This is a genomic window from Erwinia sp. PPS120 (assembly GCF_047918655.1).
Lineage (GTDB): Bacteria > Pseudomonadota > Gammaproteobacteria > Enterobacterales > Enterobacteriaceae > Erwinia > Erwinia tasmaniensis_A.
In genome coordinates this window covers 72,713-89,093 of the sequence record NZ_JBLREF010000021.1, presented here as the reverse complement: position 1 = coordinate 89,093, position 16,381 = coordinate 72,713, and the positions used below count along the sequence as shown (strand labels likewise).

12 protein-coding genes are annotated in these 16,381 nt (G+C 56.6%); 6 read left to right on the top strand and 6 right to left on the bottom strand.

What is annotated here, in order from left to right:
- Positions 1-102: 102 nt before the first annotated feature.
- The 5 genes from infA to trxB all read right to left on the bottom strand — a co-directional run bounded on the left by infA (position 103) and on the right by trxB (position 6,011).
- Positions 103-321 carry a translation initiation factor IF-1 gene (infA, locus tag ACLRGG_RS13115; RefSeq protein WP_002211347.1) on the bottom strand — a complete coding sequence of 73 codons (219 nt, stop codon included), beginning with the start codon at positions 319-321 and terminating at the stop codon, positions 103-105.
- 364 nt (positions 322-685) lie between these two features.
- Positions 686-1,378, bottom strand: a complete 693-nt coding sequence (gene aat / locus ACLRGG_RS13110; protein WP_416250183.1) for a leucyl/phenylalanyl-tRNA--protein transferase — start codon at positions 1,376-1,378, stop codon at positions 686-688.
- A 30-nt stretch (positions 1,379-1,408) separates the two neighbouring features.
- Complete coding sequence (cydC, locus tag ACLRGG_RS13105; RefSeq protein ID WP_416250182.1) at positions 1,409-3,127, bottom strand: heme ABC transporter ATP-binding protein/permease CydC; 1,719 nt, start codon at positions 3,125-3,127, stop codon at positions 1,409-1,411.
- Complete coding sequence (gene cydD / locus ACLRGG_RS13100; protein ID WP_416250181.1) at positions 3,124-4,893, bottom strand: heme ABC transporter permease/ATP-binding protein CydD; 1,770 nt, start codon at positions 4,891-4,893, stop codon at positions 3,124-3,126. The genes cydC and cydD overlap by 4 nt, the downstream gene beginning before the upstream one ends.
- A gap of 149 nt (positions 4,894-5,042) precedes the next feature.
- Positions 5,043-6,011 carry a thioredoxin-disulfide reductase gene (gene trxB / locus ACLRGG_RS13095; RefSeq protein WP_416250180.1) on the bottom strand — a complete coding sequence of 323 codons (969 nt, stop codon included), beginning with the start codon at positions 6,009-6,011 and terminating at the stop codon, positions 5,043-5,045.
- 523 nt (positions 6,012-6,534) lie between these two features.
- Between trxB and lrp the strand changes: the two genes are divergently transcribed.
- The 6 genes from lrp to ACLRGG_RS13065 all read left to right on the top strand — a co-directional run bounded on the left by lrp (position 6,535) and on the right by ACLRGG_RS13065 (position 15,512).
- A complete protein-coding gene (gene lrp, locus ACLRGG_RS13090; RefSeq protein ID WP_006118610.1) occupies positions 6,535-7,029 on the top strand; it encodes a leucine-responsive transcriptional regulator Lrp in 495 nt (164 codons plus the stop codon).
- 119 nt (positions 7,030-7,148) lie between these two features.
- On the top strand, positions 7,149-10,631 hold the full coding sequence (locus ACLRGG_RS13085; protein WP_416250179.1) for a DNA translocase FtsK 4TM domain-containing protein: 3,483 nt from the start codon (positions 7,149-7,151) through the stop codon (positions 10,629-10,631).
- Positions 10,632-10,829: 198 nt separating this feature from the next.
- Positions 10,830-11,441: an outer membrane lipoprotein periplasmic chaperone LolA gene (gene lolA, locus ACLRGG_RS13080; protein WP_416250178.1), complete on the top strand. Its 612-nt coding sequence runs from the start codon at positions 10,830-10,832 to the stop codon at positions 11,439-11,441.
- A gap of 7 nt (positions 11,442-11,448) precedes the next feature.
- Positions 11,449-12,792 carry a replication-associated recombination protein A gene (locus ACLRGG_RS13075; RefSeq protein ID WP_416250177.1) on the top strand — a complete coding sequence of 448 codons (1,344 nt, stop codon included), beginning with the start codon at positions 11,449-11,451 and terminating at the stop codon, positions 12,790-12,792.
- Between the two features lie 98 nt (positions 12,793-12,890).
- Positions 12,891-14,183, top strand: coding sequence for a serine--tRNA ligase (gene serS / locus ACLRGG_RS13070; protein ID WP_416250176.1), 1,293 nt, complete (start codon positions 12,891-12,893; stop codon positions 14,181-14,183).
- A 177-nt stretch (positions 14,184-14,360) separates the two neighbouring features.
- Complete coding sequence (locus ACLRGG_RS13065) at positions 14,361-15,512, top strand: MFS transporter (protein ID WP_416250175.1); 1,152 nt, start codon at positions 14,361-14,363, stop codon at positions 15,510-15,512.
- 127 nt (positions 15,513-15,639) lie between these two features.
- Here ACLRGG_RS13065 and pflA read toward each other — a convergent pair whose 3' ends face one another.
- On the bottom strand, positions 15,640-16,380 hold the full coding sequence (gene pflA / locus ACLRGG_RS13060) for a pyruvate formate lyase 1-activating protein (RefSeq protein ID WP_416250174.1): 741 nt from the start codon (positions 16,378-16,380) through the stop codon (positions 15,640-15,642).
- Position 16,381: the final 1 nt, after the last annotated feature.

Here is a 16,381-nt window from a genome sequence, read left to right as displayed (position 1 = left end):
CAGAGCGTCAACTGCATGAGAAGCAGATAAATAAAAAGGCCGGATTAACCGGCCTTTTTTTATGGGTGCTGCGACAGATGCGGCAGCACGACTAAATGCGTATTAGCGACTACGGAAGACAATGCGGCCTTTGCTCAGGTCGTACGGGGTCAGCTCTACAGTGACTTTGTCGCCCGTCAGGATGCGGATATAGTTTTTGCGCATTTTACCGGAGATGTGAGCGGTAACCACGTGTCCGTTTTCAAGCTCAACGCGAAACATGGTGTTGGGTAACGTATCCAGTACGGTTCCCTGCATTTCAATATTGTCTTCTTTGGCCATCGAATCCTCTGGGTGTTACAACCTTAGTTTGAACCGGCAAGATAATGCCGAATTTCAAGTATTATGTAAAGAATTGTTGGTGAATTCACCAGCATCAGCCCCTCTGCAGCGCGGCTGAGAGAGGAGCTCACGATTAATTCTGAGTAGTGTATGGGTGTCAACGCGTGAGGGAATTGCGGGCTAAGAATGCGTTTTTCAACCGCTTTTGCGCGGGCTGAAAAGCGTAAAGACAAGTTGCGTTAATATTCCCTGCCAGGCCAAGCCCGGCTCGCCAGTGATGTAAAGCGAAGGGCGGACGACATACCAAACGCGCATATTATACCACTGTTCTCGCAGGTTGCGTGTAAAACATCAAGAAATCGCATCAAAAAAGGGTCTGCTGCTGCCAGCAGCCTTCAGTAAGTGCACGATCGGACAATGCATGAACAATTTGCAGATAATCAGCGCGAGGGATCTCCTCTGCACCCAGTGAGGCGGTATGCGGATTCAGCACCTGACAGTCAATCAGCTGGCCACCCTGTTGTGCAAAATAGTGGCTGAAGACCAGCAGGGCTGTTTTCGATGCATTCTCACGCAGGCTGAACATCGACTCGCCGCAAAAAATCTGCCCCAGCGCCAGGCCGTACATGCCGCCAACCAACTCATTATTAAGCCAGACTTCCACTGACTGGGCATGCCCCATATCAAAAAGGCGTTGCCAGGCGCGTTTAACTTCCGGGGTGATCCAGGTGCCTTCTTCGCGATCAGTGGCGCAGCCTTCGATAACCTCAGTAAAGCGCTGATTCAGCGTAACCCTGTAGGGCGACCGCAGGTGGAACCGCTTCATACTCCGGCTGAGATGGAAACGTCCGGGATAGAGCACCGCGCGCGGATCGGGTGACCACCAGAGTATCGGATCGCCGGGTGAAAACCAGGGGAAAATACCGCGATGATAAGCATTAAGCAGGCGAGGCGGACTGAGATCGCCGCCCATTGCCAGCAGGCCATTAGGCTCACGCAGGGCCATTTCAGGAGGAGGGAAGTTAAGCGACTCCCTCGAAAGCTGGATCAGACGCATGATAAAATCTCTGTCGAACGCGAGGAGAAACTATAGCGCAATCCGCTGGTGAAAATCCCAGTAGCGCCCGCGTTTTGAGATTAATTCGTGATGATTTCCCTGTTCAGTAATTTCACCGCTATCCATAAGGCAAATCTTGTCGAAATGCTCCAGCCCCTGCAGCCGGTGGGTCACCATAATAAGGGTTCGGTGTTCTGCTATCTGGCGCAGCAGGATAAGAATATGCTTCTCTGTTTCCGCATCCAGCCCCTCCGTAGGCTCATCAAGCAGTATTAAGCTACCGCCGTGCAGCAGCGCACGGGCAATGGCAAGGCGACGCAGCTCTCCGCCCGAAAGCCCTCTGCCCCCTTCACCCAGCCACGCGTTAAGCCCCTGGTCGTCCTCGAGCAGGGCAGCCAGGCCAACCTGACGAAGCGCATCGCAGAGCCGGGCATCGGTTGCCTCTGGAGATGCCAGTAGCAGATTACCGCGCAGCGTGTCGCTAAACAGGTGAACACGCTGCGTGACCACGCTGATGGCGCGGCGCAGGCTCTCCTCACTCCATGCAGCAAGCGGCTGATCATTCAGCAGGATAACGCCCTGCTGAGGATCCCAGGCTCGGGTAATCAACTGGAGCAGCGTGGACTTGCCACAGCCGGTACGGCCAAGCAGGGCGACATGCTCACCTTCGGCGATGCTCAGCGACAGGTTTTGCAGCGCCTGATGCCTGCCATCGTAGCTGAAGCTGACGTGTTGCAGTTCAAGCCGCACCGATCCCCCAACGGAAGGGCTGGCAGAGGGGAACTGGACGGCAGGCCGCTGACTGACAATCTGCGTTACGCGGCGGGCAGAGGCCATGACCTGGCCCAAATGCTGGAATGCACCGCCTACGGGTGCCAGCGCTTCGAACGCCGCCAGGGTGCAGAAGACAAACAGGGCGATCGGTGCGCCCGGCAGGTCTGACTCGCCGGCGGCCAGCCAGAATATCAGCACCAGTGTAAAACCGGTTATCAGGGTCAGCAGGGCAAGAGAGAGCCCGGAGAGATTGGCCTGACGGCGCTGGGCGCGCAGCCATGCCGCTTCGGTGGTATCCAGCCTGCTGCGGTACGCGGCTTCACCGCCATAAAGCGTCAGCTCTGCCTGCCCGGTCAGCCAGCGGGTGACCTCGGTGCGATAGCGGCTGCGCAGCTGAGTCAGCGCTTCTCCGGTGGGGCGTCCGGCACGGTAGAACAGCGGCGGAAGCAGGATCAACGTCAGCAGCATCAGGCCACCCAGCGTCAGCGCCAGCCTGCCGTCCAGCCAGCTCAGACCGCCCGTAACGGCGATGATCACAACGAGTGCGCCAATCAGCGGCGAGATAACCCGCAGGTAGAGATGATCGAGCGTATCGACATCTGCAACCAGACGATTTAGCAAATCTCCCTGGCGGAACTGAGCCAGCCCGGCGGGTGAAAGGGGGATCAACCTGCTAAAGGTATAGACCCGCAGATGCTCAAGCACCCGGAACGTACCATCATGGCTGACCAGCCGCTCAAAGTAGCGCGCGACCGTGCGGACGATTGCGGCGCCGCGCACGCCTGCCGCAGGCAGCATATAGTTGAAGCTGTAAAGTCCGGCGCTGCCCGCCAGCGATGCGGCGGCCAGAAACCATCCTGACAGCGTCAGCAGGCCGACGCTTGCCAGCAGCGTAATAATCGCCAGCACAATACCCAGCGACAGACGCCAGAAGTGGCGACGATACAGCGCGAAAAACGGGGCCAGCGTGGTCATTGAGCGCGCTCCTGTCGGTGTGAGACAAGTTCAGTAAAGGCACCCGGATACTGAACGAGTTGACCATGGGTGCCGCGCTGAATAATTTTACCTTCACGCATCAGCCAGATTTCATCCCAGCGATCCAGCTGTTCAAGCTGATGGGTAACCAGCAGCGTCGTCTGGTTAAACGACGCGTTGTGGAGCGCCTGATTGACCTGCTGTTCACTGTGGCTGTCCAGGCTGGCACCCGGCTCATCCAGCAGCATCAGGCGGCAGGGTTTATACAGCGCGCGCGCAACGGCAATACGCTGGGCCTGACCCACAGAGAGATACCGGGCGTGTTCTCCCGTTTCACTCTCAAGCCCGGCAGGTAAGTGCGGAAGAAACTCATCAACGCCGGCAAGGGAGGTAACCTGAAGCAGACGATCCGGATGGTCGCTGCCGTCCATAGCAATATTTTCACGCAGCGTGGGGGCAGGGAGCTGCGGGTTCTGTCCTACCCAGGCAAGCTGCTGCTGCCAGAAGCCTGGTTCGATGTCGCGCAACTCAACGCCGTTAATTAGCAGCGATCCCTGGTAGGGTAAATGGCCAAGAATAAGACCCAGCAGGGAGGTTTTCCCGGCCCCGCTCTGGCCGATTACGGCAACGCGCTGGCCCGCAGCAAGGGAGAAGTTCAGCGGACCTGCCAGAACCTTACCGCTGATGCTGGTAATCACCACATTTCGCGCCTCAAGGGCGATGCCCGCTGAAGGGTCAATAAGGGCAGTCCCCTGATGTGCCGGGAGAGTGCCGGCGTTGCTGAGGAAGGTTTCCAGCGCGTCCGCACCGCCCACCGCCTGCGCCTTCGCGTGGTAGAAGGTGCCCATATCCCGCAGCGGCTGAAAGAACTCGGGTGCCAGTATCAGCGCCAGAAAGCCGGCAAACAGCGTGATACCGGTGCCGTAGTGACCAAAATTGAGTTCTCCCAGATAGGAAAAGCCGAAATAAACCGCGACCACCGCGATAGACAGTGAGGCAAAAAACTCCAGCACCGCAGAAGAGAGAAAGGCCAGGCGCAACACATCCATGGTGCGCTGACGAAAATCGGCGGAAGCCTTTTGTATCTGTGCGGTTTCGGCCGTTGCCCGGTTGAACAGGCGCAGGGTTTCCAGCCCGCGCAGGCGGTCAAGAAAGTGACCGCTCAGACGAGCCAGCGCGCTAAAGTTGCGCCGGTTTGCCTCTGCCGCGCCCAGGCCCACCAGAGCCATAAACAGCGGGATCAGTGGTGCAGTAGCCAGCAGAATCAGCGCGGCAGCCCAGTTAACCGGGAAAAGGGCAATCAGAATAGTCAGGGGGATAAACGCGGCCAGCAGCATCTGCGGCTGATAGCGGGCGTAGTAATCCTGCATATCCTCAATTTGTTCCAGCAGTAACGTCGCCCAACTGCCCGCGGGTTTTCCCTGGATGCAGGCCGGGCCAAGCTGGTGCAGCCTGTCCAGTATGGTGCGACGAAGGCGTTGTCGAATGGCTTTGCCATACTCGAAGCTAACTTTTTCACGCGCCCAGGCCAGCAGGGCGCGCAGAAAGAAGCAGACCAACAACAGCATGAACTGCGCGATGAGTTTCTCGCGTGGCAGGCCCGTCACAATCAGGGCCTGAAGCAGCGTAGCCAGCAGCCAGGCCTGGCCGACCACCAGCACGGCGCTGAGCATGCCTGATAGCATTGAAAGGCGCAGCCAGCCTTTACCCTGCATGCTCTGACTTCTTAGCCAGCGTAATAGATGTTGTTGTCTTGTTTTGTTCATGACCTGCCGGTGCGACGGGAGGAGGGCAGACCTGCACTCCATATCCCGGTAATCAATGGGGGAAATTTCCTGAGATTTTACCGCGCACAAAAAGAAAAGGCGACCTGCAAAGGTCGCCTTCCGGAAAATTGAAGCAGTGTTTTAACAACTTACTGAGAGTTTTTAACCAATCCGTCGAGATAGCGCTCCGCATCCAGCGCAGCCATGCATCCGGTCCCGGCTGAGGTGATCGCCTGACGATAGATATGGTCCATTACGTCGCCTGCGGCGAACACGCCTGGAATGCTGGTCTGGGTCGCATTACCCTGCAGGCCAGACTGAACTTTCAGATAACCATTTTCCAGTTCGAGCTGGCCATTAAATATGGCGGTGTTAGGACTGTGGCCGATGGCAACAAACAGCCCGGCGACCTGCAACTCTTCGGTTTTTTCAACGTCATCCGTGGCGCGCAGGCGCAGCGAGCTAACGCCCATCTGATCGCCCAGCACCTCGTCCAGCGTGCGGTGCGTATGCAGAACGATATTGCCGGAGCGGACTTTCTCCATCAGACGATCGATCAGGATCTTCTCTGCGCGAAAGCTGTCACGGCGATGAATCAGATGAACCTCAGCGGCGATATTCGCCAGGTAGAGTGCTTCCTCAACCGCTGTATTACCGCCACCAATGACCGCAACTTTCTGATTACGGTAGAAGAAACCATCACAGGTCGCACAGGCTGACACGCCGCGTCCTTTGAACGCGTCTTCTGACGGCAGGCCCAGATATCGGGCGGAGGCGCCGGTGGCAATGATCAGCGCGTCAGCCGTGTATTCACCACTGTCGCCGGTCAGACGGAAGGGACGATTTTGCAGGTCGACGCTATGAATATGATCGAAAATAATCTCCGTATTAAACTTTTCGGCGTGTTCCTGCATGCGTTCCATCAGCAGCGGGCCGGTCAGATCGTGGGGATCGCCAGGCCAGTTTTCCACCTCAGTGGTGGTGGTCAGCTGACCGCCTTTTTCTAAACCGGTAATCAATACCGGGTTCAGGTTCGCTCGCGCAGCATACACCGCCGCGGTGTAGCCTGCCGGGCCGGAACCCAGGATGAGTAATTTACTGTGTTTGGCCGTGCTCATGAGCCCCTCGTTTTTTTAACTGGCAAACTTTTTTTTGATTGTAGGGAATTTACCGCTGCAAAAAAAGCGTTCTGCAATTTTGTTAACAATAGATGTAAAAGGTTTAACCATTCAGGCTGCGCTGTTACTGGGACTAATGCCCCAAAATGGGGCGATGAGAGCCATTATATGGTGCAGAAATACGGAAATAGTCATTTAAAAACAGTTATGCAGTCCGGCGTTTGGAATGTTGTACTGATTTTAGTTGTTTTACTTTGACAATCGGCTGGTCTTTTGCGAAAACAGTAATGGAAGCAGAGGGTATCCTGGCTGACAAAACCGGGTTTCTCCCGTGTTTTAGCCGTTATCGGATAAACTCAGTCTGTCATTGGTCATGACGCATGGTGTGGACAGACAGCATGCGTCATACGGATGGGCGTTTTAAAATCGCAACAGGCGCCAGACTTCACTTAAACAACCCTGTAATAGCGGCTTTGTACAGGGTATGGCAGGTAAAGGGAAGGCATTGAGAGAGACAATAATAATGGTAGACAATAAAAAACGACCGGGTAAAGACCTCGACAGAATCGACCGCAACATTCTAAATGAACTGCAGAAAGATGGCCGAATTTCAAACGTCGAGTTGTCTAAACGCGTGGGGCTATCGCCGACGCCATGCCTTGAGCGTGTTCGTCGTCTGGAAAGGCAGGGGTTTATTCTGGGCTACACCGCTCAGCTGAATCCACATTACCTGGATGCCTCGCTGCTGGTATTTGTTGAGATTACTCTGAATCGTGGCGCGCCTGACGTATTTGAACAATTTAACGCCGCCGTACAAAAACTTGAGGAAACTCAAGAGTGTCATCTTGTTTCAGGCGATTTTGACTATCTGTTGAAGACGCGCGTACCGGATATGTCGGCCTACCGTAAATTGCTGGGTGAAACCCTGCTCCGCCTGCCGGGCGTGAACGATACGCGGACCTATGTGGTGATGGAAGAAGTGAAACAAAGTAACCGTCTGGTCATTAAGACGCGGTAACACAGGGCAGGTGCAAATTCTGTCAGATTTGGGTACACTCCTGTGAATTCATACAGGTTCAGCGTCGGGCTTGCCCGGCGTTTTTTCCTTCATAGTTTACGGGCACCTGGAGAGAACTCTTGAGCCAGGAATACACAGAAGATAAAGAAGTTTCCCTGCAACCTCTGAGCAGCGGGCGTCGCCTGCTGGAAGCGTTGCTGATTGTTGTGGCTCTTTTCGCCGTTTACCTGATGGTTGCACTGGTGAGCTTCAACCCCTCCGATCCCAGCTGGTCTCAGACTGCCTGGCATGAACCTATCCATAACCTGGGCGGCGGTATTGGCGCATGGCTTGCGGATACGCTGTTCTTTGTTTTTGGCGTAATGGCCTATGCAATCCCCCCGGTGATACTGGGCCTGTGCTGGATAACCTTCAGTCAGCGTCATTCTCAGGACTATATCGACTATTTTGCGGTCGGTCTGCGGTTGATTGGCGTGCTGGCGCTGGTGATTACTACCTGTGGGCTGGCAGCGCTAAACGCTGATGATATCTGGTACTTCGCCTCTGGTGGGGTTATTGGCAGCCTGATTGTCAATGCGATGGCGCCATGGTTTAACGGGGCCACCGGTACGCTAACGCTGCTGTGTATCTGGGCTGCAGGTTTAACGCTGTATACCGGATGGTCATGGCTGACTATTGCCGAGAAAATCGGCGGCGTAGTGATGGGCGTACTGACGTTCGCCAGCAATCGTTCTCGTGACGATCGCCGCTGGCATGAAGACGAGTATGAGGACGAAGACGCGGAGCAAATATCATCCGTGGCTGCCCGCTCACCCTCCGGGCGACATGACGACGTGCTGCTGGCCCCTGCTGTCCGTCAGCCAGCCGGGCATAGTGATGACGATGTGCTGCTGGCTTCCGCTGCCCGTCAGCCGGCCGGGCAAAGTGATGACGACGTGCTGCTGGCCCCTGCAACCCGCCATTCATCAGCGCAGAGTGATAACAATGCGCAGCTGGCTTCGGCTGGCGCAGCCGCCGCCCGTGTGGCAGCTGCGGCTACTGACCCCGCGACCGCTGTCCCTGTCAGAGAGGGCGCGTCCGTATACAATACCGCTCCCGCCTCTGCTGCACAGGAAGAGCCTGGCCCGGAACTTTATCGCTTTGAGGTCCCGGCTGACACGCCAGCACCTTCAAGACCCGTACAGGATGAGGACGATGGTCCGCAGATTGGTAACTGGCGTGAGGCTACTTCTCCTTCACCCTTTGAGTTTACAGCCTCACCTGCCGTCCAGCCTGCTGATATTGCAGCAGGCACGGCGGGGAATAATGCTGCGCCGCTGGCCGCGACGGCCGCCTCAGCGGCAGCGTTTATGCCTGGCTTCAGTGCCACCAGTGAGGGCCGCAATCCGCAGGTGAAGCAGGGGATCGGGCCCTCGCTGCCCCGACCAAATCCGGTTAAGCTGCCCACGCGGCGTGAGCTGGCTTCCTATGGCATTAAACTGCCTTCTCAGCGTATTGCCGAGGAGAAAGCGAAAGAAGAGGAGCTGCGCCAGCAGCAGGCAGGAACCGACTCGTCCTGTGCCGTTCCTCAGAATGAAGAGGCGATGCAGGAAGAAGCGCACCTGCGCGAAGCCTTTATGGCGCAGCAGCAGGTTCGCTATGGCGAAGAGTTGACCGGTGAGGATGAAGCGTTACAGCAGCAGGCCGCGCTGGCACGGCAGTTCAGTGAGCAGCAGCAGCAGCGTTACGGTGAGGCAGCGGAGCGCCCGCTGTCGACCGCGAATCTGAATACTGCCGGTGCTTTTGATTTCTCTCCGCTGGACGATCTGGTTGATGAGGGTCCCCGTGAGCCCCTGTTCACGCTCTCTGCCGTACCGGATGCCGAACCCGAGCAGCCTCCTGCACAGCCCCAGTGGCAGCAGCACAGCCAGCAGCCAGCTCGCCAAACCGCGGCACCCTCGTGGCAGACCTCTGCCCCGCAGGCTGAACCCGCTGCGCCACAGCCAGCAGCGCCCTCGTGGCAGACCTCTGCCCCGCAGGCTGAACCCGCTGCGCCACAGCCTGAACCCGTGGCAAAAGCGCCTGACAGCCTTTTCCATCCATTTTTGGTCCGCCACGAACAGCCGCTGGAGAAACCTACCACGCCGTTGCCGACGCTGGATCTGCTGTCGGCGCCGCCCGTGGAGGCAGAACCGGTTGATATGTTCGCTCTTGAGCAAACGGCGCGGCTGGTTGAGGCACGTCTTGCAGATTACCGCGTCAAGGCGGAAGTGGTGGGCATCTCTCCCGGCCCGGTCATTACCCGTTTCGAACTGGATCTGGCGCCGGGCGTGAAAGCCGCGCGTATCTCTAATCTCTCCCGTGACCTGGCGCGCTCGCTCTCTGCCGTGGCGGTACGCGTGGTTGAGGTAATACCGGGTAAACCTTACGTTGGCCTGGAGCTGCCTAATAAGCATCGCCAGACGGTTTACATGCGTGAGGTACTGGAATGCGCTAAATTCCGCGACAACCCCTCGCCGCTGGCGGTGGTATTAGGTAAGGATATTGCCGGACAGCCGGTTGTCGCCGATTTGGCAAAAATGCCGCACCTGCTGGTCGCGGGTACCACCGGATCGGGTAAATCAGTTGGCGTAAACGCCATGATCATCAGCATGCTCTATAAGGCCACCCCGGAAGAAGTGCGCTTTATTATGATCGATCCGAAAATGCTGGAACTCTCAGTTTATGAAGGCATTCCTCATCTGCTGACCGAAGTGGTTACGGACATGAAGGATGCGGCTAATGCGCTGCGCTGGAGCGTTGGCGAGATGGAACGCCGCTATAAGCTTATGTCGGCGCTGGGCGTACGTAACCTTGCTGGTTATAACGAGAAAATCGAGCAGGCAGAAGCGATGGGCCGACCCATTCCCGATCCGTTCTGGAAGCCGGGAGACAGCATGGATATCACGCCGCCGGTGCTGGAGAAGCTGCCCTACATCGTGGTGCTGGTCGATGAGTTTGCCGATCTGATGATGGCGGTGGGTAAAAAAGTTGAAGAACTGATTGCCCGCCTCGCGCAAAAGGCCCGTGCGGCAGGGATCCACCTGGTTCTTGCCACACAGCGCCCGTCGGTCGATGTGATTACCGGCCTGATTAAAGCCAACATTCCTACCCGTATCGCGTTTACCGTATCCAGCAAGATTGACTCGCGCACGATCCTCGATCAGGGTGGCGCGGAATCCCTGCTCGGCATGGGGGATATGCTCTATATGCCGCCTAACTCATCAATGCCGGTTCGTGTTCACGGCGCTTTTGTCCGCGATCAGGAAGTTCACGCGGTGGTGCAGGACTGGAAGGCACGTGGTCGCCCTCAGTATATTGAGAGTATTACGGCGGGTGAGGAGAGTGAAAGTGGTGGTCTGGGTCTGGACGGCGAAGAGGAGCTGGATCCGCTGTTCGATCAGGCGGTACTGTTCGTGGTTGAAAAACGCCGCGCCTCTATTTCAGGGGTCCAGCGGCAGTTCCGCATTGGCTATAACCGTGCCGCGCGGATCATCGAACAGATGGAGGCGCAGGGTATTGTTTCCTCTCCGGGCCACAACGGCAACCGCGAGGTGCTTTCCCCGCCGCCTCATGAGATGTAGTGGTAGTTTTTAACCTTTCAGACCGCTACAGACGGGCCAGGAAAACCTGGCCCGTTGAGTTTCCCGCAGATGCCCCCATAACACTATTATTGCCAGCGACCAGAATAATCTCCTGTTGTAATCCTCCGGCCCTGGCTACAGTTATCCACGAATGCTTCCCCGCTTATGGGATAAAAAAGTTTTAATAAGGATGCCGTAATGAAAAAACTGATGATTTCCTGCTGCGTGATGGCTGCCTTTGCATCGTCCAGCGTATTCGCCGATGCTTCTTCTGACCTGCAGCAGCGTCTGGATAAGGTCAAAAGCTTTCACGCCAGTTTCACCCAAAAAGTGACCGATGGCAGCGGCCAGTCGGTGCAGGACGGCGAAGGTGAACTGTGGGTCAGGCGGCCAGATCTGTTCAACTGGCATATGACGGCACCGGACGAAAGTACCCTGATTTCTGACGGTAAAACCCTGTGGTTCTACAATCCGTTTGTGGAGCAGGTGAGTGCATCCTGGCTGAAAGATGCCACCAGCAATACGCCCTTTATGCTGATTGCACGTAATCAGGACAGTGACTGGAAGCAGTACAACATTAAGCAACTGGGCGATAACTTTGAGCTAACGCCCAAGTCTGCGGATGGCAACCTGAAACAGTTCACCATCAATGTCTCTACCAACGGCACCATCAACCAGTTCAGCGCGGTAGAGCAGGACGGCCAGCGCAGCAGCTACGCGCTTAAGAGCCAGCAAAATGGCGCGATCGCAGCCGATAAATTCCGCTTTACGCCGCCGAAGGGCGTAACGCTGGACGACCAGCGTAAGTGAGGTCAGCGTGAGCACTCTGTCTCTGGATTTCTCCCATAATGAATTTCAGCCTCTGGCCGCACGCATGCGGCCACGTACGCTGGCTGAGTACATCGGGCAGCAACATTTGCTGGCGTCTGACAAACCGCTGCCCCGCGCCATTGAGGCGGGGCATCTGCATTCGATGATCCTGTGGGGGCCGCCGGGTACGGGTAAAACCACGTTAGCCGAGATTATTGGTCATTATGGTCAGGCCGATGTCGAACGCATCTCTGCGGTGACGTCCGGGGTCAAGGATATCCGCGAGGCCATTGAACGGGCCAGGCAGAACCGTAATGCCGGACGCCGTACGATTCTGTTTGTTGATGAGGTCCACCGCTTCAATAAAAGCCAGCAGGATGCTTTCCTGCCACATATCGAAGATGGCACCATTACCTTTATCGGCGCCACCACGGAAAACCCCTCGTTCGAGCTGAATTCAGCGCTTTTGTCCCGCGCCAGAGTGTATCTGCTGAAATCGCTCACCGATGAGGATATCGAAACGGTGCTGACCCAGGCAATGAGCGACAGCGAACGCGGCTACGGCGCAGAAAATATCAAGCTGCCAGAGGCCACGCGGCGCATGATTGCCGCGCTGGTGAGCGGCGATGCACGCCGTGCCCTCAATACGCTGGAGATGATGGCCGATATGGCTGAAGTCAACGCACAGGGCAAGCGTGAGCTGACGCCAAAGCTTCTGAATGAGGTCAGCGGTGAACGCAGCGCCAGATTCGATAACAAGGGCGATCGCTACTACGACCTTATCTCGGCGCTGCACAAATCAATTCGCGGTTCCGCTCCCGATGCGGCGCTTTACTGGTATGCCAGGATCATCACCGCCGGTGGCGATCCGCTGTACGTTGCCCGTCGATTGCTGGCTATTGCGTCGGAAGATGTCGGCAACGCCGATCCGCGCGGCATGCAGGTGGCTATTTCGGCATGGGACTGTTTTACCCGCGTCGGCCCGGCGGAAGGCGAAAGGGCGATCGCGCAGGCAATCGTCTACCTGGCCTGTGCGCCGAAAAGTAATGCCGTTTACACAGCATTCAAGTCAGCGATGCGCGATGCGCGGGAAAATCCTGATTATGATGTGCCGGAACATCTGCGTAACGCACCCACCCGACTGATGAAAGAGATGGGGCTGGGCGCGGAGTATCGCTATGCGCATGATGAGCCTCATGCCTATGCGGCAGGAGAGGACTATTTTCCGGAGAAAATGTCCCACACTCGCTATTATCAGCCGACCTCTCGCGGTCTTGAAGGCAAAATTGGTGAAAAGCTCACCTGGCTTGCTGAGCAGGATCAAAATAGCCCGACAAAACGCTATCGTTGACAGTGGCGTTGCGGTAAGGTTAGCAAGGAATTCAACGCATTCGCTGGTCGAATGCGTCCCGCTTTTATTCACTCAATCATATTAAGCACAGGACTAGCATGCTCGATCCCAATCTGCTGCGTAATGAGCCAGACGCAGTCGCTGAAAAACTGGCACGTCGGGGCTTTAAGCTGGACGTTGATACGTTACGCGCTCACGAAGAGCGTCGTAAAGTTCTGCAGGTCGAAACAGAAACGTTGCAGGCAGAACGTAACTCCCGATCCAAAACGATCGGCCAGGCCAAAGCGCGTGGGGAAGATATTGAGCCGTTGCGTCAGGACGTGAACGCGTTGGGTGAACGTCTGGACGCCGCGAAAGCTGAGCTTGAGACGTTGCAGAACGCGATTCGCGACGTTGCACTGGCGATGCCGAATATACCGGCTGATGAAGTGCCTGACGGTAAAGACGACAGTGAGAACCTGGAAGTCAGCCGCTGGGGCGAGCCTGCTAACCTGGACTTTACCGTGCGCGATCACGTTGAACTGGGTGAAATGGCCGGCGGTCTGGATTTTGCCGTTGCGACCAGGCTAACCGGTTCGCGCTTTGTGGTGATGAAAGGGCAGATAGCCCTGATGCATCGTGCGCTCAGCCAGTTTATGCTGGATCTGCATACCGGGCAGCATGGCTACCTCGAAACCTACGTGCCCTATCTGGTGAATCACGCGTCGCTGTACGGTACGGGTCAGCTGCCCAAGTTCGGTGAGGATCTGTTCCATACCCGTCCGCTGGAAGAAGAAGCCTCCAGCAGCGACTACGCATTAATTCCCACCTCGGAAGTTCCGCTGACCAATCTGGTACGCGATGAAATTCTGGAAGAGGAGTCGCTGCCGCTGAAGTTTACTGCCCACACGCCTTGTTTCCGTTCCGAAGCGGGCGCTTACGGTCGCGATACGCGCGGTCTGATTCGTATGCATCAGTTCGACAAAGTGGAGATGGTTCAGATCACGCGTCCTGAAGACTCCATGCAGGCCCTTGAGGAACTGGTTGGTCACGCCGAGAAAGTGCTTCAGCAGCTCAACCTGCCGTATCGCAAGGTGCTGCTGTGCACCGGCGATATGGGCTTCGGTGCCTGTAAGACCTACGATTTGGAAGTATGGCTTCCGGCGCAGAATACCTATCGCGAAATCTCTTCCTGCTCCAATATGGGTGATTTCCAGGCGCGCCGTATGCAGGCTCGCTGCCGCACCAAAACGGAGAAGAAACCACGTCTGGTGCATACGCTGAATGGTTCGGGTCTGGCCGTTGGGCGTACGCTGGTGGCGGTGCTGGAAAACTACCAGCAGGCCGATGGCACTATCAGGGTTCCTGACGTGCTGCGCCCCTATATGAAGGGTCTGACTTCGATCGGCTAACCGTCGTATCAGCCTTGTTTAAAAGCCCGCTGGCAGCAATGCCCGCGGGCTTTTTTATCGGCGGTTTAAGGCGTCCGCTGGCAAATCGTGCTGAGCGTGATTTCAGCCCATTGACATTAATTATGCCGATGGCATTATGCGCGCAAAATCTTCCCTGTTTCTGGTTATTAACTGACAATGTCCACCTGGTCCCGCCCTGTCATTGTGCTGCTTTGCGGCCTGCTCTTGATGACCATTTCCATCGCCGTATTGAATACGCTGGTGCCACTGTGGCTCACGCATGATGCTCTACCTACCTGGCAGGTAGGCGTGGTCAGTTCGGCCTACTACACCGGTAACCTGGCGGGCACGCTGATTGCAGGGATAATCATTAAACGGCTGGGATTCAACCGCAGCTACTATCTGGCTTCGGTGCTGTTCGCACTGGCAACGGCGGCGCTGGGGCTGGAAAGTGGCTTCTGGGCCTGGACGCTGTGGCGCTTCGTCGCCGGCATAGGCTGTGCTCTGATCTGGGTGGTAGTGGAGAGCGCTCTGCTGTGCAGCGGTACCCTGCGCAATCGTGGTCAGCTGCTGGCCGCCTATATGATCGTTTATTATATTGGCACCGTTGTCGGACAGCTGGTGGTGAGTAAAGGAGGCACGGCGCTGTTGACGGTTCTTCCCTGGGTCACCGCCCTGGTGATCTCTGCCATGCTGCCGCTGGTATTTACCCGCATCACGGCGAAAGGGGACGACGAAGAGGCCGCTCCCGGACGCATGTGGCCGATGCTGCGTCGTCGCAGCGCGCGTCTCGGCATCAATGGCTGCATCATCTCCGGGATCCTTCTCGGTTCGCTTTATGGCCTGATGCCGCTCTATCTTTCGCATCAGGGGATGAGCGATGCCACGGTCGGATACTGGATGGCGCTACTGGTCAGCGCCGGAATTGTCGGGCAGTGGCCGGTGGGACGTCTGGCCGATCGCTATGGTCGCCTGCTGGTGCTGCGTGTGCAGGTATTTGTGGTGATCCTTGGCGCGCTGGCAATGATGGCTCACGCCGCGATGGCGCCAGCCCTGTTTATCCTCGGCTGCGCCGGGTTCACCCTTTATCCGGTCGCCATGTCATGGGCCTGTGAGACCGTGGCGCATCATGAACTGGTAGCGATGAATCAGGCGCTACTGCTGAGTTATACGACTGGCAGCCTGCTGGGTCCGGCAATGACCTCGGTGCTGATGCAAAACTATTCGGATCGCGTACTCTTCGTGATGATTGCAGCCGTTGCTCTGGTCTACCTGGTCATGCTACTGCGTAAGGAAGACAAGCAGGCTACGCCGGTGGCACACGCCTGAGTAGGGGCAGGTAGTCAAGAGGCCGCAGGCTGGCTGCTCGTTCTAAACGGCAGCAAAAAGCCCGGCGGTAAAACAGTGGCCGTGTCCGGCGACGCTGTACAGCGTCACCGCCCGGCCGCTTTTCCTGTCAGTACATGACCTTGTGGCCGTAGCCTTCAAGGATATGCTTCACGCGGTCCATGGTCTCTGCTTTCGGTGGGTGTACACCATCAAGCCTATACTCCTCACCCATTGCAATCCATTTATGCTTGCCAAGCTCATGATAGGGGAGCAGCTCAATCTTCTCCACGTTTCCCATGTCGCGGGTAAATTCACCAAGACGGTGTGCAGAATCATCATCATCCGAATAGCCGGGTACTACCACGTAGCGGATCCACGTACGGATTTTTTTCTTCGCCAGGTAGCGGGCAAAATCGAGCGTGCGGTGGTTGGAGACGCCCACGAGGATCTGGTGCACGTCGTCGTTCATCTGCTTGAGATCCAGCATCACCAGATCGGTGACGTCCAGCAGCTCATCAATAACCGGATCGTAGCGGCGAACGAAGCCATTGGTATCCAGACAGGTATTTATCCCTTCAGCATGGCAGGCACGAAACCAGTCGCGTACAAACTCCGCCTGCAAAATTGCTTCTCCACCGGATGCAGTTACGCCGCCGCCGGACGCGTTCATAAAGTGACGATAGGAAACGACATCCCTCATAAGCTCTTCAACGGTTATCTCTTTACCGCAGTGCGTATCCCAGGTATCGCGGTTGTGGCAATAGAGGCAGCGCATCAGACAGCCCTGAAAGAAGGTGATGAAGCGGATGCCGGGGCCGTCGACGGTCCCGCAGGATTCAAATGAATGGATGCGACCTTTTACTGACATT